This is a genomic window from Rhizobium sp. IBUN (assembly GCF_000510625.1).
In the GTDB taxonomy this organism is placed as follows: Bacteria; Pseudomonadota; Alphaproteobacteria; order Rhizobiales; family Rhizobiaceae; genus Rhizobium; species Rhizobium altiplani.
Map to the genome: position 1 here is coordinate 12,974 of NZ_AZNV01000020.1, position 18,320 is coordinate 31,293.

19 protein-coding genes are annotated in these 18,320 nt (G+C 60.3%); 4 read left to right on the forward strand and 15 right to left on the reverse strand.

The window, feature by feature from the left end:
* The first annotated feature begins 424 nt into the window (after positions 1-424).
* Positions 425-637 (forward strand): cold-shock protein, encoded by a 213-nt coding sequence (locus RHIBUN_RS0118420; protein WP_007533154.1) that lies wholly within the window; start codon positions 425-427, stop codon positions 635-637.
* 80 nt (positions 638-717) lie between these two features.
* Here RHIBUN_RS0118420 and dusA read toward each other — a convergent pair whose 3' ends face one another.
* Positions 718-1,716, reverse strand: coding sequence for a tRNA dihydrouridine(20/20a) synthase DusA (gene dusA, locus RHIBUN_RS0118425; protein WP_025660678.1), 999 nt, complete (start codon positions 1,714-1,716; stop codon positions 718-720).
* Positions 1,717-1,909: 193 nt separating this feature from the next.
* Here dusA and RHIBUN_RS0118430 point away from each other — a divergent pair, with 193 nt between their 5' ends.
* On the forward strand, positions 1,910-2,605 hold the full coding sequence (locus RHIBUN_RS0118430) for a fumarylacetoacetate hydrolase family protein (RefSeq protein WP_025660679.1): 696 nt from the start codon (positions 1,910-1,912) through the stop codon (positions 2,603-2,605).
* A gap of 12 nt (positions 2,606-2,617) precedes the next feature.
* Positions 2,618-3,145 carry a gamma carbonic anhydrase family protein gene (locus RHIBUN_RS0118435; RefSeq protein ID WP_018854751.1) on the forward strand — a complete coding sequence of 176 codons (528 nt, stop codon included), beginning with the start codon at positions 2,618-2,620 and terminating at the stop codon, positions 3,143-3,145.
* A gap of 4 nt (positions 3,146-3,149) precedes the next feature.
* Here the strand turns inward: RHIBUN_RS0118435 and RHIBUN_RS0118440 are convergent, their stop codons facing one another.
* The 5 genes from RHIBUN_RS0118440 to RHIBUN_RS0118460 form a co-directional block, all read right to left on the reverse strand.
* The gene (locus tag RHIBUN_RS0118440) at positions 3,150-3,500 is read right to left on the reverse strand and encodes a hypothetical protein (protein ID WP_025660680.1); all 351 of its coding nucleotides are present in this window, start codon (positions 3,498-3,500) and stop codon (positions 3,150-3,152) included.
* A gap of 11 nt (positions 3,501-3,511) precedes the next feature.
* Positions 3,512-3,952, reverse strand: a complete 441-nt coding sequence (locus RHIBUN_RS0118445; RefSeq protein WP_025660681.1) for a hypothetical protein — start codon at positions 3,950-3,952, stop codon at positions 3,512-3,514.
* Between the two features lie 109 nt (positions 3,953-4,061).
* The gene (locus tag RHIBUN_RS0118450) at positions 4,062-4,460 is read right to left on the reverse strand and encodes a Fur family transcriptional regulator (RefSeq protein ID WP_016554263.1); all 399 of its coding nucleotides are present in this window, start codon (positions 4,458-4,460) and stop codon (positions 4,062-4,064) included.
* Positions 4,457-5,266 carry a zinc ABC transporter permease subunit ZnuB gene (znuB, locus tag RHIBUN_RS0118455; protein ID WP_025660682.1) on the reverse strand — a complete coding sequence of 270 codons (810 nt, stop codon included), beginning with the start codon at positions 5,264-5,266 and terminating at the stop codon, positions 4,457-4,459. The genes RHIBUN_RS0118450 and znuB overlap by 4 nt, the downstream gene beginning before the upstream one ends.
* The gene (locus tag RHIBUN_RS0118460) at positions 5,259-6,179 is read right to left on the reverse strand and encodes a metal ABC transporter ATP-binding protein (protein ID WP_025660683.1); all 921 of its coding nucleotides are present in this window, start codon (positions 6,177-6,179) and stop codon (positions 5,259-5,261) included. The genes znuB and RHIBUN_RS0118460 overlap by 8 nt, the downstream gene beginning before the upstream one ends.
* A 101-nt stretch (positions 6,180-6,280) precedes the next feature.
* Between RHIBUN_RS0118460 and znuA the strand changes: the two genes are divergently transcribed.
* Positions 6,281-7,261, forward strand: a complete 981-nt coding sequence (znuA, locus tag RHIBUN_RS0118465; protein ID WP_025660684.1) for a zinc ABC transporter substrate-binding protein ZnuA — start codon at positions 6,281-6,283, stop codon at positions 7,259-7,261.
* Positions 7,262-7,402: 141 nt separating this feature from the next.
* Here znuA and RHIBUN_RS0118470 read toward each other — a convergent pair whose 3' ends face one another.
* The 9 genes from RHIBUN_RS0118470 to RHIBUN_RS0118510 all read right to left on the reverse strand — a co-directional run bounded on the left by RHIBUN_RS0118470 (position 7,403) and on the right by RHIBUN_RS0118510 (position 18,125).
* Positions 7,403-7,714, reverse strand: a complete 312-nt coding sequence (locus RHIBUN_RS0118470) for an RcnB family protein (RefSeq protein WP_025660685.1) — start codon at positions 7,712-7,714, stop codon at positions 7,403-7,405.
* 164 nt (positions 7,715-7,878) lie between these two features.
* Entirely contained in the window at positions 7,879-9,492 is a 1,614-nt protein-coding gene (locus tag RHIBUN_RS0118475) for a glycoside hydrolase family 43 protein (RefSeq protein ID WP_025660686.1), read from the reverse strand.
* Positions 9,493-9,588: 96 nt separating this feature from the next.
* Positions 9,589-10,620, reverse strand: coding sequence for an L-glyceraldehyde 3-phosphate reductase (mgrA, locus tag RHIBUN_RS0118480; RefSeq protein ID WP_025660687.1), 1,032 nt, complete (start codon positions 10,618-10,620; stop codon positions 9,589-9,591).
* A 67-nt stretch (positions 10,621-10,687) separates the two neighbouring features.
* Positions 10,688-11,821, reverse strand: coding sequence for a Gfo/Idh/MocA family oxidoreductase (locus RHIBUN_RS0118485; RefSeq protein ID WP_018854740.1), 1,134 nt, complete (start codon positions 11,819-11,821; stop codon positions 10,688-10,690).
* Between the two features lie 8 nt (positions 11,822-11,829).
* Positions 11,830-12,591, reverse strand: a complete 762-nt coding sequence (locus RHIBUN_RS0118490; protein WP_025660688.1) for a sugar phosphate isomerase/epimerase — start codon at positions 12,589-12,591, stop codon at positions 11,830-11,832.
* Positions 12,592-12,633: 42 nt separating this feature from the next.
* On the reverse strand, positions 12,634-15,099 hold the full coding sequence (locus tag RHIBUN_RS0118495) for a glycoside hydrolase family 2 protein (RefSeq protein ID WP_025660689.1): 2,466 nt from the start codon (positions 15,097-15,099) through the stop codon (positions 12,634-12,636).
* 121 nt (positions 15,100-15,220) lie between these two features.
* Positions 15,221-16,306 (reverse strand): ABC transporter ATP-binding protein, encoded by a 1,086-nt coding sequence (locus tag RHIBUN_RS0118500; RefSeq protein WP_025660690.1) that lies wholly within the window; start codon positions 16,304-16,306, stop codon positions 15,221-15,223.
* 3 nt (positions 16,307-16,309) lie between these two features.
* Complete coding sequence (locus RHIBUN_RS0118505; protein WP_018854736.1) at positions 16,310-17,230, reverse strand: carbohydrate ABC transporter permease; 921 nt, start codon at positions 17,228-17,230, stop codon at positions 16,310-16,312.
* Complete coding sequence (locus RHIBUN_RS0118510; protein WP_025660691.1) at positions 17,223-18,125, reverse strand: sugar ABC transporter permease; 903 nt, start codon at positions 18,123-18,125, stop codon at positions 17,223-17,225. Before RHIBUN_RS0118510 ends, RHIBUN_RS0118505 begins: the two co-directional genes overlap by 8 nt.
* Positions 18,126-18,320 lie beyond the last annotated feature (195 nt).

The window sequence follows — 18,320 nt, forward strand, 5'->3', positions numbered from 1 at the left end:
GCTCGAGACGGTCACGGCCGAGGGGGCAAAGGCGCGCGGCGGTGCCGTTCCGGCACAGTTTCCGGAAACGGCACAGCAGTGGCTGTGAATGCTTACAATTCGTCAAGCGTCTGAATCTTTGGCGATTCCCGCTCCGGCGATTCTGGTGCCACAATATTGCCGCTTGCCTTTTGCTTCGAATGCTGTCACCAAATGCGGCTCTCGGGCATTTGCATGCCGGTGACTGGACTGATGTGGTAAAGCTTTCCGGCAGGAAGGCAGCGTGGGGGACACCCGCGTACGTAGACGTTCTTTCCCCGTTCGTGAACTACTCGACTGACCCTTCGCGCGCTGAATTTTGATGAGGGAGCGCGAAAGCTAAAGCCGTCCGTTTCCTCTCGCGGGGGATGGATACCAAACAGACTAAGGGAAAAGGACTATCCCAATGGCCACCAAGGGCACCGTAAAATTCTTCAACCAGGACAAGGGTTTTGGTTTCATCACGCCGGAAGGCGGCGCGAAGGACGTTTTCGTCCACATCTCCGCGCTCCAGGCTTCTGGCATCCAGTCGCTGCGCGAAGGCCAGCAGGTCACCTTCGACACCGAGCCGGACCGCATGGGCAAGGGCCCGAAGGCCGTCAACATCTCGGCTAACTAATTCATTCTCTGCTTCGGCAGGAAAGAGAACGGCGCTCCGTAAGGGGCGCCGTTTTTCGTTCGGCCGGTCGTAGCGTCGCCCTAGGCGCTGACCGTTTCCCTCGCGCCCTCGAAATCCACCGCCGCAAAGGCGGCTGCGATCACCTCGGGGCCTGCTCCCGCCTTGACCGCGTCGGTCGAGAGAATCTGTCGGTAGCGCCGCGCGCCAGGCAGCCCCGTAAACAGCCCGACCATGTGCCGCGCCACCTGCTGCAGCCGCCCGCCGTTGGCGATATGGCGCTCGGCATAAGCCATCATCCGGCCGCGGATATCGCCCCAGTCAGCTTCGTCGGCAACCGCGCCATAGAAGCGATGGTCGACATCGGCAAGAATCGCGGCGTTCTGGTAGGCCACACGCCCGAGCATGATGCCGTCGACGTGGTTCAAATGATCAGCCGCCTCGTCCAGCGTCTGGATGCCGCCGTTGATGCCGACAAAGACATCGGGCCGCGCCTCTTTCATGCGGTAGACGATCTCGTAGTCGAGCGGCGGGATTTCCCGATTCTCCTTCGGCGACAGGCCCTTCAGCCAGGCCTTTCGGGCGTGGATCCAGACGGCGTCGGCACCGGCATCGAGCACACGGTCGAGAAGATCGGGCAGAGCCGCTTCCGGATCCTGCTCGTCGACACCAATCCGGCACTTCACCGTGACAGGCACGTCGGCCACCGCCTTCATCGCCGCCACGCAGGCCGCCACCGTCTCCGGTGTCAGCATCAGGCAAGCGCCGAAGGTGCCTGACTGCACCCGGTCCGAGGGACAGCCGACATTGAGATTGATCTCGTCGTAGCCGTAAGAGCCAGCGATCCGAACCGCCTCGGCAAGTTTCGCCGGATCCGACCCACCGAGCTGCAGCGCCACCGGATGCTCCGCTCCGTCGAAGGACAGCAGCCGTTCGCGCGGCCCATGGATGATCGCATCGGCCACCACCATTTCCGTGTAGAGCAGCGCATTGCGGCTAATCTGCCGGTGAAAATAGCGGCAATGGCGATCGGTCCAGTCGATCATCGGCGCAATCGCGAAGATCGGCTGGCCCGACGTCAGGACCTCGGCGTAGAAATTGGATGTCGTCATGCCGCGCTCATAGCGTAAAGGCAGGCAAAACGCCAGTTTTCCTCACGCAAGGCAGCCATGTCAGGATGCAAGGCGATGATGATGCTGCGTTGTCGAACCACGCGTTCCCCCGCCGTTGCTTTCCGTCTAAGATGTCAGGACTCACGAACAGCAAGAGCGTGCAATGTCCCTTCCCGCCACCGTCATCCCGCTTCCGCATCCCGTCCTGCTTCCCGTCGAAGGCACATCCGAGGCGTTCCCGGTACGCCGCGTTTACTGCGTCGGGCGTAACTACGCCGACCATGCGATCGAGATGGGCCATGACCCGAGCCGCGAGCCGCCGTTCTTTTTCCAGAAGAACGCCGACAATCTGCTGCCCGCAGGCAAGGACTTCCCCTACCCGCCGCTGTCCAGCGATGTGCATTTCGAGGTCGAGTGTGTGCTGGCGCTAAAAGCCGGCGGCCAGGATATCGCCGCCGACAAGGCGCTCGACTGTATTTATGGCTACGCCGTCGGCATCGATTTCACACGTCGCGATCTACAGGCCGAGGCGAAGAAGCTCGGCCGCCCCTGGGAAGTCGCCAAGGCCTTCGAATATTCAGCACCGGTGTCGCCTATCGTCCCGGCAAGCCAACTTGGGCATCCCTCGGCGGGCCGGATCTGGTTGGAATTGAACGGCAAGCGCGTCCAGGATGGCGACCTCAACCAGATGATCTGGAAGGTGCCTGAGATCATTGCCGAACTCTCGAGACTCTTCATCCTGGCGCCGGGCGATGTCATCATGACCGGTACGCCGGCAGGCGTCGGCGCCGTAAAGAAGGGCGACCGTGTCGATTGCGGCATCGACGGCATTTCCACGCTGTCGATCAACGTGGCCTGAGGGGGAGACGTCATGCCTGTCTACGCGCTTGGCGAATTGATGCCGGACCTGCCGCCATCAGGCAACTATTGGATCGCCCCGGATGCCCATGTCATTGGTCAGGTGTTACTTGGCGTCGACGTCGGCGTCTGGTTCGGTGCAGTGCTGCGCGGCGATAACGAGCCGATCACCGTCGGCGCGGCGACGAACATCCAGGAAGGCGCGATGCTGCACACCGATCCGGGATTTCCCGTAACGATCGGCGAAGGCTGCACCATCGGTCATCACGCCATCGTCCACGGCTGCACGATCGGCGACAATTCCCTGATCGGCATGGGTGCCACTGTGCTGAATGGCGCCAAGATCGGCAACAACTGCCTCGTCGGCGCAAATGCGCTGATCACCGAGGGCAAGGAGTTTCCGGATAACTCCTTGATCGTCGGCTCGCCGGCGCGCGTGGTCCGCACCCTGGACGAGGCGGCGATCGCCGGGTTACGCCGCTCAGCCGAAAAATATGTCGGCAACTGGCAACGTTTCGCGCGGGACTTGCGCCCACTCTGAACTGTTAGAACAGCAGACCGACGCCGGTCACGTTCTTGACGGCCGTCTTCACGAGATCGAAAACGGCGTTCAGGATCTTCTGCGCGGCGACATAAAGGAGGAATTCGAACTCGGCCAACGCGCTGTTGAGATTGAGTTCGAAAAGAAGCAGCGTCAGGTCAGCAGAGTTGACGGTGATCGTCTCGCCGAGCTGCGCCATGACCTTGGCGGTCTTCTGCGCGATGAAACCCAGCTGGTAGGTCATCTCGTCGCGAATGGCGGTCCATTGGCCCTTTGCCGTCGCGGCCGCGACGGACAGCAGGCCTTCAAGCAGTTCTTCGGCAGATTCCGGTGCGAAATTCGCGTCAACAGACATGGCTGTCCCCCCTATTTCAATGACCCTTCCATCGTTCTGGCGATGCCGCAGGTGTTCTGAACGATCGTAACATTGTCCGTTTCGTTGGCCCGCTGACCCTTGGCCTCGAAGTTCGCCCGGGAAGCTTCGATCGCCTGCCGGCAGCGCTCGATGTTGTCGGCCACGAGCTGGGCGGCGCGAGCAGATGGTTTGCCCGGGAGATAAGCCGTGCGCCGCCCTGCGATATCGCCCGCGTCCTTCACCATGGCGAGAGCTTCGATGTAATATGGCTCCACGTCACGATAGCGGGCACGTTGCGGCGCTTTCGTCTCCACCGTGGTTTCCATTTTCGTCAGGCTCGAATGTGCGCCGTCAAGCTTCGTATAGACGGCCTCGTTGTAAACAGGCGCAAAGATGGAGCATCCGCTGACCGGAATTGCCAATATCAGCAAAGATAGATGACGTTTCGGCATGTGTGGGTCCCCAGCCCCGCCGAACATCATAAACCAGCTACAAATACAATCAATACTTACATAAACAATAATCAGCAACCATAGAGAGAATTAGGTTCAGCGGTCAGGCCTAAGCGGCACACGCCTCACACAGACCACGGATCTCGATCGTGGTCTTCTCTGCCTTGAACTTCTTGCCGCGCGTCCAGTCCATGAGGCGGTGATCGACCTCGTGGTCGTGGAACTCCATGACATGCCCACAGCTCTCGCAGATCGCGAAGGCGACGATGCCGTGACTGTGGCAGTTCTGGTCCGGATGGGCGCAGGCGACGAAGGCGTTGATGCTTTCCAGCCGGTGCACCACGCCATACTCGAGCAGCTTCTCGAGGGCGCGGTAGACCTGCAGTGGCGCGCGAAAACCATGATCGCGCAGCTTGTCGAGGATCGTATAGGCGCTCAGCGGTCCGTCCGCCTTTTCGAGTACCTCGAAAACGAGAGCCTGGTTCTTGGTCAAAGCAGGTGCGTTCATGAACGTTGTCCTTCCAAGGCCCGCCCGCGCCTCGGCAGCAGGCTCAGAATGAAAAGGATCAGGGCCGCGACGACGATCGAGGGGCCGGAGGGCGTGTCGTAGGTCAGCGAACCGAACAACCCGCCGACCACGGCGACGGCGCCGATCAGCGAGGCGAAGACCGCCATCACCTCAGGCGTCGAGGCGAAACGGCGCGCCGCGGCCGCCGGGATGATCAGCAGCGAGGTGATCAGCATGATGCCGACGATCTTCATGGCGATTGCGATGACAACAGCCATCAGCAGCATGAAGAACAGCCGCGCCCGCTCCGGCTGCAGTCCCTCGGCCTCGGCAAGCTCGGGGTTGACCGTGGAGGCCAGAAGCGGTCGCCAGAGCCAGGCGATCGCCGCCAAAACGAGAATGCCGCCGCCCCAGATCATGACAATATCCGTCTTCGAGACCGCAAGGATGTCGCCGAACAGGAAAGAGATGAGGTCGATGCGCACCCAGCTCATGAAGGCGACCATGACGAGACCAATCGCCAGCGTCGCGTGCGACAGAATACCGAGCAGCGCATCCGCAGACAGCGCCTGGCGTTTTTGCAGGAACAGCAGGAGGATCGACACGGTAGCCGCGACGAGGAACACGGCAAGCGTCAGGTTGAACTGCAGGAGCAGCGAGAGCGCGACGCCGAGCAGGGCCGAGTGGGCGATCGTATCGCCGAAATAAGCCATACGCCGCCAGATGATGAAACAGCCGAGCGGGCCGGTCGTCAGCGCAAGCCCGACGCCTGCAAGGATCGCGCGGACGAAGAAATCGTCAAACATGGCGCTCTCCTGCGGGCTGTTTGTGATCATGGCTATGATCGTCAGCATGATGATCGTGGCTGTGACCGGCGTGGTTGTGGTGGGCGTGGTCGTGCCCTTCGTGGCCATGATGGTGGCCGTCATCAGGATGGCAGTTATCGGTGACGGAGCCATCGAAATGCAGCACACGGCCATCCGGCAGATGCGTGTGGTCGTGGTGATGGCTGTAGACGGCAAGCGCCTGCGCAGCGCGGCTACCAAAGAGGCGGACATATTCGGCGCTCTGCGTCACCGCCTGCGGTGTGCCGCGGCAGCAGACATGGCCGTTGAGGCAGATGACCGTATCCGTCGCCGCCATGACGACATGCAGGTCGTGCGAAATCAGCAGGATGCCGCAGCCGGTCGAGTTGCGGATCGACTGGATCAGGTCGTAGATCGCGATCTCGCCTGAGAAATCGACGCCCTGAACGGGTTCGTCGAGGACGAGGAGATCAGGCTTGCGCGCAATCGCCCGCGCCATCAAGGCCCGCTGAAACTCGCCGCCCGAGAGATGCTGCACTTCGGCGCCGAGCATATGTGAAAGCCCGACGGCTTCGAGCGCGGCGGTCATGTCGTGTTCGGAGAGCGGTCCGGTCAGCGTCATCAGTCGGCGTACGGTGAGCGGCAGCGTCCAATCGACCGCAAGCTTCTGTGGCACATAACCGACCTTGAGGCCGTCGGCGCGTTCAACCGTACCCTCATCGGGCTTCAGCACGCCGATCGCCGTCTTGACGGTGGTCGATTTGCCCGAGCCATTGGGGCCGATCAGCGTCACGATCTCGCCGCGCGAGACCGAGAAATCCACGCCCCGGACGAGCCAGCGGCCGCTTCTTTGGACGCCGACGTTGGAAAGCGAGACCAATGGCTTCGCTTCGGAATTTGCGGGAGAGAACATCATTTTTCCGAATGTGCTGTTGCGACTTGCTATCGCACACGTTATAGCATAACGCAATTGATGTAATAACATTACAACTGCAATTCAAGCGGAGTACACCGATGAAATTCGCGACGGCCCTTACCCTCGCAATTCCCGCCATCTTCTTTGCCGAGGCGGGCAGAACGGCGGATGCGCCTGTCGTGGTGACCTCGATCAAGCCGGTTCACTCGCTCGTATCTGCGATCATGCAGGGCGTCGGCACACCCGAACTGATCGTCGATGGCGCCGCCTCGCCCCACACCTACAATATGAAGCCGTCAAACGCGCGCGCGCTGCAAAACGCCAAGGTGGTGTTCTGGGTCGGTCCCGGGCTTGAAACGTTTCTGGAGAAGCCGCTGGAGGCGATCGGGTCTGATGCCGTCGTCGCCGAGCTCGACAAGGCGCCCGGCCTGACCAAGCTCAAGTTCCGTGAGGGCGGCGCCTTCGAACCGCACGACGACCATGACGGTGAAGATCATCATGACGGCGATGGACACGATCATGCCCGTGCCGACACCGATCAGGGCCACGATCACGGGACTTTCGACACCCATCTCTGGCTCGATCCGCAGAATGCCAAGGCGATGGCCTCCGAGATCACCACCACCCTCGTCGCAGCCGACCCCGCCAATGCCCTCACCTACCAGGCCAACGCCAAGACGCTGGACGACAGCCTCGACGCGCTGGACAAGGAAATCGCCGGCATCGTGTCACCGGTGAAGGACAAGCCGTTCATCGTCTTCCACGATGCCTACCAGTATTTCGAGAACCGCTATCATGTACGGGTCGCGGGCTCGATCACCGTCAGCCCCGAAACGATCCCCGGCGCGGAACGCATTGCGGAGATCCACAAGAAGGTCGGCGAACTTGGCGCCACCTGCGTCTTCGCCGAACCGCAGTTCCAGCCGCGATTGGTCGATGTGGTCATCGAGGGGACCAAGGCGAAGGCCGGTGTCCTCGATCCGGAGGCCGCCACGCTCGAGGCCGGCGCGGACCTCTATCCCAACCTCATGCTCGGCATTGCCAACAGCATGAAGGACTGCCTCGCGCGAGAAAGCTGAGATTGCAGGGGCGGGTGCGGCCCCCCCGCCCTTCACTAGTTCTGGCCACGCGCACAGCGTCCTACGGAAGCCTGCAATTGGCGTCTGATTGAATCAGAAGGGCGGCATTAAAGCCCCCTTTTCACATGGTGACGTCAGCGTTTAGCGAATGACGATGTTCGCGATCACACCGTTGACCGAGCCGATGAGCAGGAAGTCGTTGTCGACCTGCACCCAGCGATAGCCGCGTGGCGGAGCCGACAGGCGGTAGCGATGATAGTCGCGCACGTCACGCATATGGCGGCGCTCGGCAGGCGTCATGCGATGGCCGCGGCTCCAGTTGTACTTCGTGACGTGAACGTCGCGCTCCACGACGACCGGCCGGCGGTGATCCTGGGCGCTCGCTTCGGTCGTTGCCAGCAGCGGAGCAGCGAGCACAGCAGTAGCGAGAAGGACGGTGGTGAGCTTTTTCATTGGGAGGTTCCTCGTGTTGAATACGCCCAGAACCTAGGTCCAAAATGATGAACCGAAACTGAAAGTTTCATTAAACTTACGTAATGAAAACAAGTGTTTAAAAGCATCTATTAAATTAGCAAATGCGACATCGCCCGCAATTTCAGGCGATGTCGCTGGTTCGATCATAGTTCCTCGTAATTGAACCAATCGAAATCCGCGGTCTTTGCGCGACCCGACGTATCGAAGGCGAAAACGCCGGCGAATGCACCGGTGAACGAGCCGTGCTCGCCACGTCCGCCCTCGTCGGAGACCACACCGGCATCCAGCACAGGCCCGATCGGCTGCCAGGCCCCCTTGCCTTCCGTCTGCCAGAAGAACTGCAGGTCATTGTCGCGGATTTCCATGGAAAGCTGAACGCGCCCTTCGGCAGGCACCGCAACGCCGCTGCCGACCGGGAAGTCGAGACGGCTGTGGGGATAGTCGCCATTGCAGGAGAAAATGGTGACGCACCGTCCCAGCTTCTCGTGGAGGGTCACGGCGACCGCGTGGAACTTGTGCCTGTTATAGTAATGCGTCAGGCCGGCAACCTGCTGGTAGGTGTCGGGATCAAACTCCACGACCGTCTCCGCCCTGAAGCTGTGGTGCTCCTGACGACGGGCGACAAGAGACTGTTCGAACCACGAACCGATGCTTTCGCGCCCGATCAGCCTCAGGTGTCCTGCCCGATCGGTAAGGTTGAAAATGCGCTCCGGCTGTGGCGTGCGAAGCCACTGGAAATCATCAGGCAGCTTTCCACCGTCGAAGCTGTATTCGCTGCGCACAGGCTTCTCGACCGGCACAGCGCCGGCCAGTCCCGGCACGGTGACATCGGGAACAACCCTGCCGTTCTCGAGGTAAAGCCACCCGTCCTCCTTCCAGACACACTTCTGCAGGCTGGTCTCGCGACCGAGCGTGCAGCGGCGCTTCGGCGGCATCGGGCGACCGCAGAGGTGCGTGTGATAGACCTGGCCATCGGGCGTTTCGACATACTGGCCGTGCCCTGCTCGCTGGAGAATGGCTTCGGGATGATCCTTTGACGTGATGAGGTGCTTGTTCGGATGCATCTCATAGGGACCGTCGATCGTGCGCGAACGGGCCATGGTGACAGCATGGTCGTAGCCGGTGCCGCCCTCGGCGGTCGTCAGGTAATAGTAGCCGTTCCGTTTGAAAAGATGCGGTCCCTCAACGAGGCCGAGCGAACTGCCGGCGAATATGTTCTTGATCGGCCCCTTCAGCGACCTGGTCGCCGCATCCCATTCCTGCAGCAGAATGCCATCGAAGGCCGGCGACTTCGGCGCACCGCCGAAGCTCTCGGTGCGATGATTCCACTGCATGTTCATGAACCACTTGCGGCCGTCCTCATCGTGGAACAGGGACGGGTCAAAGCCCGAAGAGTTCACGTAGACGGGCTCCGACCATTCGCCCTCAATGGTTGGCGAAGTCACGATGTAGTTATGTGCATCCTTGAAGTTGCCGTCGAAGCGCTTGACGTCGGTATAGACCAACCAGAACAGCCCATCGGCATAAGAAAGACAGGGAGCCCAGACGCCGCAGCTATCGGGATTACCGCGCATGTCGAGTTGCGACTTGCGCTCGAGCGGACGCCGGACCATCGTCCAATTCACAAGATCGCGCGAATGATGGATCTGGACGCCGGGATACCATTCGAACGTCGAGGTGGCGATATAGTAGTCGTCCCCAACGCGGCAAATGGATGGATCGGGGTTGAAGCCCGGCAGGATCGGGTTGCGGATCATGGTGAAGTCTCCTCCCTGAAATATGCGCGGCTTGCCGCACGTACATCAAAAAATGATAGGAGAAACGCCCGGAGCACCGAGTCCGGGCGCTTCGGCTTATTCGCGTTCCGCAGATTTTGCCCAGAGATTGATGTCGGCCTCGCGGGCATAGACATCGATCTCCTTGAGCTCAGCGGCGGTAAATTCGAGATTGTCGAGCGCCTTGACGCAATCGACAATCTGCGACGAACGGCTCGCGCCGATCAGCGCCGACGTCACCCGGTCGCCACGCAGAACCCAGGCAATCGCCATCTGCGCCAGCGTCTGGCCACGACGCTCCGCGATCTCATTGAGCTTGCGGATGTTGTCGATGATCTGAGGACGAATGAAGTCCTTCTTGAGGAAGTGGTTCTGGGCAGCACGGCTATCCTGCGGGATGCCGCCGAGATACTTGGTCGTCAGCATACCCTGCGCCAGCGGCGAGAACACGATCGACCCCATGCCGGCCTCGTCAAGCGTATCCAGCAACGTGTCGTCCTCGACCCAGCGGTTGAGCATCGAATAACTCGGCTGATGGATCAGGCACGGCGTCCCGAGATCCTTCAGGATAGCGGCAGCCTCCCGGGTGCGCTGCGAATTGTAGGACGAGATGCCGACATAGAGCGCCCGGCCGGAGCGGACGATATGATCGAGCGCGCCGCAGGTTTCCTCGAGCGGGGTATCCGGATCGAAACGATGCGAATAGAAGATATCGACGTAGTCGAGACCCATGCGCTTCAAGCTCTGGTCACACGACGCGATCAGATACTTGCGGCTGCCCCATTCGCCGTAGGGACCCGGCCACATGTCGTAGCCGGCCTTGGACGAGATGATCAACTCGTCGCGCAGGCCTGAAAATTCAGTGCGCAGGATTTCACCGAAGGCGGTTTCGGCGCTGCCAGGAGGCGGGCCGTAGTTGTTGGCGAGGTCGAAATGGGTGATACCGAGATCGAAGGCCGTGCGGCACATGTCGATCTTGCGGTCATGCGGCGTGTCGCCGCCGAAATTGTGCCAGAGGCCGAGCGATACCGCAGGCAGCTTCAGGCCGGAACGGCCTGTGCGGTTATACTTCATCTTTGAATAGCGGTCGGAAGCCGGTTGCCAGCTCATAATTCTGATCCTTTAAGCGAAAAAGCGCGGGCTTGTCGCCCGCGCCGGACCATAGTCCTTTGGTCGCTTACTTCAAGAGCGCCTGCGCTTCTTCGATGCCGAGTGCGGCCGGCTGCGTGCAGGTCGTCGTCAGCTCGATGAAACGGCCTTCCTCGCCCGACTTCAGGATTGAAGTCATGACGTCGACGCCGTGCAGCGTGCGATCGAGCGAGCAACGCGCATCGCGCCCCTCGATGATCGCCATCGCCATGTCGGCGAGACCCGCCGTGCGGTAGTTGGCGCGCGGTCCCTGCGGGCTCTCCTGGTTGAAGATACCGAAGGGATGTTCCCAGCCTTCGACCGGCTTGATGTCCTTGTCCTTGCCGCTGGCCTCGACGACGCCGCCGAAGAAGTTCGGATCCGGCACGTAAAGCGAGCCCTCGGTGCCATAGAGCTCCATGTTGGCGTGGCGATGAGACCAGACATCCCAGCTCGCCGTCAGCGTGACAGTCGCGCCGCTGACAAATTCGAGGATCGCCTGGATCGTCGTCGGCGTCTTGACCGGGATGGTCTCGCCATGACGCGGCTGGCTGGTGATGGTGCGGGTCTCGGACGCCATGGAGGTCATCGCGCCGACGCGCTTCACCGGACCGATTAGGTTGATCAGGTTGGCGATGTAGTATGGACCGAGATCGAGGATCGGGCCGCCGCCGGGCAGGAAGAAGAAGTCCGGGTTCGGATGCCACATCTCCATGCCCGGGCTCATGACGTAGCACGCGCCCGAGGTGACGCGGCCGATGCCACCGTCGTCGATAAACTTGCGGGCAAGCTGGTGCGCGCCGCCGAGGAAGGTATCCGGCGCGCAGCCGACGGAGAGGTTCTTCTCCTTGGCAATGCGGCGCAACTCTTCACCCTGCTCGAGGGTGAGAACCAGCGGCTTTTCCGAATAGACGTGCTTGCCGGATTCAAGGATCGCCTTGGAAACCGGGAAGTGAGCATCCGGGATCGTCAGGTTGACGACGACGTCGATCTCGTCATTGGCGAGAAGCTCATCGATCGTCTGCGCCTTTACGCCGTATTCCTCGGCGCGGGCCTGGGCAGCCTGCACGTTGATATCGGCGCAGGCCAGGACCTTCAGACCCTTGAAAAGCGGAGAGAGTGAGAAGTAGGTGGTGGAGATGTTGCCGCATCCGATGATGCCGACGCCAAGTTCCTTGGTCATGATATGCCTCAATAAGTCTTGAAGGATGCGATCGAGCGCGTGATCAGGCGGTCGACATCGGCCGGGTTGTCATGCTCGACGACGTAGTGCTTGGTCTTGGTGCTCTTGAGTGCAGCGATGAGCTTGGCCCACTGCAGAGTGCCGTGGCCAACATCTGCCCAACCATCCTCGTTCCTGTTCTCGCCAGCCGGCGCAATGTCCTTGACGTGAGCCGAGGTGATGCGCGATCCGAGCTTTTCGATCCATGCGAACGGGTCAGCACCACCGCGAACGACCCAGGCGATATCCGCTTCCCAGGAAATGTCAGGAGCGCCTTCAAAGATGCGTTCGATCGGCAGTGAGCCATCGGCGAGCTTCACGAATTCGAAGTCGTGGTTGTGCCAGCCGAACTCATAGCCGGCATCCTTGTAGGGCTTTGCCATCTCATGCAGCCGCTTGCCGAAGGCCAGCCAGCCGGCACCATCGGTCGGGCGCTGCTCGGCGGCGAGATGCGGCGCATAGATCGAGTCCATGCCGAGGACCTTTGCAATGTTCAGCGACTTCTGGACTTCGCCGTCGAGGAAATCAGGGCTGAAATGGCCACTGGCCATGACAAGACCGTTCTTGTCGAGTTCGGCACGCAGGCTGTTCAGGCCGGCATCATCGAGGTCGGCATAGATGCCGCCGAAACCTTCGACTTCCTGATAGCCGGCCTTGCCGAGCTTTTCAAAGATCGCCGAATAGGGCTGGAAGTTACGGGCGCTGTAAAGCTGGAAACTCAGTTTCGTCATCATTCCTCCTCGGGCCTCGTGCCCATTGCATTTCAGTCAGGATCAATCCACGGACTGACAGGATTGCAGGTCGTAGAAACGGAATTCAGGCAAGGTGCCGCCCTCGAGCGGCTTTGCCGGGGTGAAGGTAATGCGGCGCGTCTCGCCCGCCGCCAGATCGAAGGCATTGTCTGAATACTTGCCGTCGGTCTCGGTCTCGATCATCACGAAGAGCGCAAGTCCCTTCGCAGTGACGTTAAGGCACACGGAGCCGTCTTCCTCGACATACTCGTGTGTGACCATGAGGCCCGCAGCCTCGAGCTCCAGTGCCTTGTAGGTGCCGTGCACATAGTGCCCCTCGCCACCCATGCCATTCGACGCCGTGAAGCGCCAGGCAAGCAGTGTCCCGGCAGGAATTTCGGAAACGTCGATGCTCGTCGCCGTTACGGCTGCGTCAGGGGTGCAGACCGCCTGCACGTCCTTCAGGTGCTTGCGTTCGCCCTTCATGTCGAGGACCGAGACCGACAGGTCGATGCTGACCTCGGCAAGCGTGTCGTTGACCAGCGAGAAGCGGATCTGCTTGCCGTCCTCATCAGGGATCGCCGCAACGGCGACCGGCTGGAAGAAGCGCTTGACCAGATAATGCATCGCCTTCCAGCGACCGCCGTGGTCGAGGCTCGACCACGAGGCGACCGGCCATGTGTCATTGAGCTGCCAGTAGATGGTGCCCATGCAATGCGGCTTCAGCGACCGCCAGTATTCCACTGCGGTCTTGATTGCGAGACCCTGCTGGATCTGGCTGAGATAGACGAAATTCGGGAAGTCCTTCGGGAAGCGGAAATAGCGGAACATCGTCCCGGCAATGCGCTCGTTGCCACCTGCATTCTTCTGGTGCAGTTCCATGACAGGCGACGCTACGTTCATGTCCTTCGGATCGGCGTAGGTCTTGATGACAGGCAGCGACGTATAGGATTGGAAGCCGAATTCCGAGCAGAAGCGCGGGCGCACCGATCGATAATTGTCGAACGACTTGTTCTCGTGCCAGACCGACCAGTAGTGCATGTCGCCGGAACCGTCGGCATGCCAGGCATCGCCGAAATCGAGATAACCGGATGCCGGGCTCGACGGCCACCAGATGGCGTCGGGCGCCGCCTTCTTCATCGCCTGCTCGATCGTACGGTTGAGGCGATCGTAGGAGACGAGATAGCGGTCGCGATCCTTCTTCGACTCGTCGAACCAGGTGAGCGCACCGACCAGTTCGTTGTCGCCGCACCACAGCGCGATCGACGGATGCGAGGACAGACGGCGCACCTGATAGTCGACCTCAAGCGCGACGTTGTCGAGGAAATCCTCCGTCGAAGGATAGAGGTTGCAGGCGAACATGAAATCCTGCCAGACCATCAGGCCCATCCGATCGCAAAGATCGTAGAAATAGTCATGTTCGTAAAAGCCGCCGCCCCAGACGCGGATCATGTTCATGTTTGCGGCATGAGCCGACTGCAGCAGGTCTTCAGTCTTCTCGGGCGATGACAGCGAAAACAGCGCATCAGCCGGGATCCAGTTGGCGCCGCGGCAGAAGATCTCGCGGCCGTTGACCTTCAGCGCGAAACGGCTGCCGGCGGCATCGGGCGTCGTGATCAGCTCGACCGTGCGAAGACCGATTTGCTTGCTGACCGCATCCGACGGAAGTTCGACAGTCAATGTGTAGAGCGCCTGCTCACCACTGCCCGCCGGCCACCACAAGCGCGGCTTATCGATCTGGAAGACGTGGTTGACGACGGTTTCGCCGGCGCCGACGCCCACGTCGAGCCGAATGCGTTCCCCGTCGAGCGTAAAATGAACAGGCACAATCCCCGGATTCTTGGCGAACAATGTCGCCGTCACCTGCAGATCGACGGAGCCGTCGAGATTATGGACCTGACGTGTCGTGACGTGGTCGATGCGCGCAGTCTCGAGCCTGCGCAAAGCGATCGTGCCATAGAGGCCGAGCGGCGCAATCGCGATGTTCCAGTCCCAACCAAAATGGCACTGCGGCTTGCGCAGCATATTGCCATTCGCAATAGGCGAATTGCCGGGGTGATATGGGATGTAGAACGGCTGCTTGGCCTGCCGGTCGGCACCGGCCGAAATGCTCGAGTGCAGCACGATCCGAATGTGGTTCTCGCCAGTCTTCAGCTGGCCACCTACATCGGGCCGGTAGCGACGGAAGCTGTTGTCGGCGAGCAGCACCGGAGAACCGTTGACGAACACCGCGGCAACGGTATCGAGATAGTCGATATCGAGATACCAGTCGCCGTCCGGCTCGGACAGCGTGAAACTACGTTCCAGCACCCAGTCGCGTTGCGCCACCCACTGAACGATCTCCTCGTTACGGCCGAAATAGGGATCGGGGATCAGTTCAGCGGCATGCAGCGCCGTGTGCACATCGCCCGGCAGCGTGATCGATGTCGTGACCTCGCCGTCGGCTGAGGTGAGCTTCCACGATCCGGATAGGTCGAGGTTAAACCCGTTTGTCGGCAAGGAAGTCATAGCATTATCCCGATCGGGCCGCGCTTAGGACCGCCCGCAATCGCGGGCCGCAGCCGAACTTGGTGGCCAGATGGCCGATTGGAGAACGGGCGGAACTATACGCTCCGCCCTATTGCGATTTCTAGATGCGAAGTTCAGTCTCCGCATCAAAGAGCGACGCCAGCGACATATCGAAGCCGAGCTTGACGGCGGAACCGGGGCTGAAGCGGCGTGCACCATTGATACGCACGGACATTGTGTGGCCGGCATGCTTCAGCCAAAGCAGGTTGTCGGCGCCCATTGGTTCCTCGATGTCGACGGTCGCTTCGTGGACCTCGGCGCCGAGATTCTCGTTGACCTTCACATGTTCAGGACGAACGCCGAGAATGACCTTGCGGCCCGCTTGCAGCGATTCGGGCGCCTCATAGGCTGCAACAGAGAAGTTCACGCCGTTGGCGGTGAAGAAAGGCTCGTCACCCTGCTTGGTGATCTCCCCACGCAAGAAATTCATCGACGGCGAGCCGATAAAGCCTGCAACAAAGAGATTGCGTGGCTTGTTGTAGATCGTCGTCGGGTCGGCAAGCTGCTGGATGATGCCGTTTTTCATGATCGCGATACGGTCGGCCAAGGTCAGCGCTTCGATCTGGTCGTGCGTGACGTAGATCATGGTGTTATTCAGCGACTGGTGTAGGCGCTTGATTTCGACGCGCAGTTCGGAGCGCAGCTTGGCGTCCAAGTTGGAAAGCGGCTCATCGAACAAGAATACATCCACATCGCGAACCAGTGCGCGGCCGATCGCAACACGCTGACGCTGGCCGCCCGAAAGCTCGGCCGGCTTGCGCTTCAGCAGCGGCTGGATCTGCAGGATCTCTGCCGCACGCGCCACGCGCTTGTCGATCTCTTGCTGCGGCACCTTGGCGACCTGAAGGCCGAATGACAGGTTCTTCTCGACGCTCATCTGCGGATAAAGCGCGTAGGACTGGAAGACCATGCCGATGCCGCGGTCCTTCGGCTCTTCCCAGGTGACGTTCTTGCCCTTGATAAAGATCTGGCCGTCGGATGCGTCAAGCAGTCCAGCGATGCAGTTCAACAGCGTGGACTTGCCGCAGCCGGAAGAGCCCAGGAGAACCAGGAACTCGCCGTCGTTGATTTCGAGGTTGAGGTCCTTGAGAACGCTGACCGAACCGAAGTTCAACGAGAGATCTCGGATGGAAACACTTGAATTCATGGATCAGCCTTTCACTGCGCCAGCGGCAATACCACGGACGAAAAGTCGTCCCGATACGAAATAGACAACGAGCGGCACCAGACCCGTCAGGATCGTTGCGGCCATATTGACGTTGTATTCCTTCACGCCCTGGACAGAGTTGACGATGTTGTTGAGCTGCACGGTCATCGGGTAGTATTCCGGCCTAGTGAAGACGACGCCGAACAGGAAGTCGTTCCAGATGCCGGTGACCTGCAGGATCATAGCGACGACGAAGATCGGCAGCGACATGGGCAGCATGATCTTCAGGAAGATCTGCCAGAAGCCGGCCCCATCGATGCGGGCAGCCTTGAAGAGCTCCTGCGGCAGCGATGCGAAGTAGTTGCGGAACAGCAGCGTCAGGATCGGCATCCCGAAGATGCTGTGCACGATGATCAGGCCCGTCAGAGTTCCATAGACGCCGATCTCACGCAGCACGATAACGATAGGATAGATCATCACCTGATAGGGAATGAACGCGCCGACGACGAGGATCGCGAAGAAGACTTCCGAACCCTTGAAGCGCCAGTTGGCGAGCGCATAGCCGTTCACCGAGGCAATGGCGATCGACAGGACCACCGAGGGAACGGTGATACGCACCGAATTCCAGAAGCCGCGCGAGAGGCCGTCGCAGTTCAGGCCTGTGCAGGCCGTCGCCCAAGCCTTCACCCAGGGCTCGAAGGTGATTTCGACCGGCGGTGAGAAGATATTGCCGAGGCGGATTTCGGGCATGCCCTTCAGCGACGTGACCATCATCACGTAAAGCGGAAGAAGGTAATATGCAGCGGCAACAAAAAGCGTGCCATAGAGAATGATGTTGCGCGGAGAGATCACCCGCTTCGGCTTCGGGCCGCTGGGGCCGGACGCGCGGCCACCGGAGGTCTTGAGAGTAACAGAATCAGGCACGTTTACGCCCTCCGAATTCCAGATAGGCCCACGGGATGATGATGATCGCGACGGTGACCAGCATCATGGTCGAGGCGGCGAAACCCTGCCCCAGATTCTGAGCCTGGAACATGTAGTCGTAAACGTATTTCGCAGGCACTTCAGAGGCGATGCCTGGACCACCTGATGTCTGCGCCACCACCAGGTCGTAGACCTTGACGATGCCACTGGCGATGATGACAAGCGTCGTGATGAAGACAGGCCGCATCATCGGAATGACGATGAAGAGATAGGTCTTCCACATCGGGATGCCGTCGACGCGCGCGGCCTTCCAGATGTCTTCATCGATACCGCGTAGGCCGGCGAGCATAAGGCACATGACGAGACCCGTGCCCTGCCACAGCGCGGCGATCAAAATGCCGTAGATGACGATTTCAGGTGTGTAGAGCGGGTCGAAATTGAAGCTTGTCCAGCCAAGCGACCGGACAACTGATTGGATGCCAAACTCAGGGTTCAGGATCCACTGCCAGACGAGGCCGGTAACGATGAAAGACAGGGCGAATGGGTAGAGGAAGATCGTACGGAACGTATTTTCGAACCGGATCTTTTGGTCCATCAACGCCGCGAGCACAAAGCCAATCACCAGGCTGAAGATAATCGATAGCACGCCGTAGATCGCAAGATTCTCGATGGACACGATCCAGCGCGGGGCAGCCCACAGGCGCCTGTATTGTTCGAGACCTACGAAGCTCAACCGCGGAAGGAGCTTCGAGTTCGTGAATGAATAAACGACCGTCCAGGCCGAGCCACCGACGAAGATGACCAAGGCGGTCAGGATCATCGGAATGGATGCAATCTTCGAATTCAGATTGCGCAGTAACTGATTTGGCCGGCCGGCTTTCGCTTGACCCGTCATTGTAATTCCTCCTGAATCGCAATTCTGCTGTGATCCAGAGCAGCGAACCGTCTACCGGTCGCCTCCTCTTCTCACTCCCATACCAAGGCCGGATGCCCTGCATCAGCTGCTACCAGCCTCGAGCGCTGCCGCCACCCGGACACGATGGGAGTTCCGGGCAAATCCGGCTCCGTCACACGGAGCCGGATCGCAACA

Excerpts from the sequence above, each read along its gene's own strand:
- RHIBUN_RS0118495 (WP_025660689.1), bottom strand. The coding sequence starts at position 15,099 with ATGACTTCCTTGCCGACAAACGGGTTTAACCTCGACCTATCCGGATCG.
- RHIBUN_RS0118470 (WP_025660685.1), bottom strand. The coding sequence starts at position 7,714 with ATGAAAAAGCTCACCACCGTCCTTCTCGCTACTGCTGTGCTCGCTGCT.
- znuA (WP_025660684.1), top strand. The coding sequence starts at position 6,281 with ATGAAATTCGCGACGGCCCTTACCCTCGCAATTCCCGCCATCTTCTTT.
- RHIBUN_RS0118510 (WP_025660691.1), bottom strand. The coding sequence starts at position 18,125 with ATGACGGGTCAAGCGAAAGCCGGCCGGCCAAATCAGTTACTGCGCAAT.
- znuB (WP_025660682.1), bottom strand. The coding sequence starts at position 5,266 with ATGTTTGACGATTTCTTCGTCCGCGCGATCCTTGCAGGCGTCGGGCTT.
- RHIBUN_RS0118445 (WP_025660681.1), bottom strand. The coding sequence starts at position 3,952 with ATGCCGAAACGTCATCTATCTTTGCTGATATTGGCAATTCCGGTCAGC.
- RHIBUN_RS0118485 (WP_018854740.1), bottom strand. The coding sequence starts at position 11,821 with ATGACCAAGGAACTTGGCGTCGGCATCATCGGATGCGGCAACATCTCC.
- mgrA (WP_025660687.1), bottom strand. The coding sequence starts at position 10,620 with ATGAGCTGGCAACCGGCTTCCGACCGCTATTCAAAGATGAAGTATAAC.
- RHIBUN_RS0118435 (WP_018854751.1), top strand. The coding sequence starts at position 2,618 with ATGCCTGTCTACGCGCTTGGCGAATTGATGCCGGACCTGCCGCCATCA.
- RHIBUN_RS0118430 (WP_025660679.1), top strand. The coding sequence starts at position 1,910 with ATGTCCCTTCCCGCCACCGTCATCCCGCTTCCGCATCCCGTCCTGCTT.
- RHIBUN_RS0118420 (WP_007533154.1), top strand. The coding sequence starts at position 425 with ATGGCCACCAAGGGCACCGTAAAATTCTTCAACCAGGACAAGGGTTTT.
- RHIBUN_RS0118475 (WP_025660686.1), bottom strand. The coding sequence starts at position 9,492 with ATGATCCGCAACCCGATCCTGCCGGGCTTCAACCCCGATCCATCCATT.
- RHIBUN_RS0118460 (WP_025660683.1), bottom strand. The coding sequence starts at position 6,179 with ATGTTCTCTCCCGCAAATTCCGAAGCGAAGCCATTGGTCTCGCTTTCC.
- RHIBUN_RS0118450 (WP_016554263.1), bottom strand. The coding sequence starts at position 4,460 with ATGAACGCACCTGCTTTGACCAAGAACCAGGCTCTCGTTTTCGAGGTA.
- RHIBUN_RS0118440 (WP_025660680.1), bottom strand. The coding sequence starts at position 3,500 with ATGTCTGTTGACGCGAATTTCGCACCGGAATCTGCCGAAGAACTGCTT.
- RHIBUN_RS0118500 (WP_025660690.1), bottom strand. The coding sequence starts at position 16,306 with ATGAATTCAAGTGTTTCCATCCGAGATCTCTCGTTGAACTTCGGTTCG.
- RHIBUN_RS0118490 (WP_025660688.1), bottom strand. The coding sequence starts at position 12,591 with ATGACGAAACTGAGTTTCCAGCTTTACAGCGCCCGTAACTTCCAGCCC.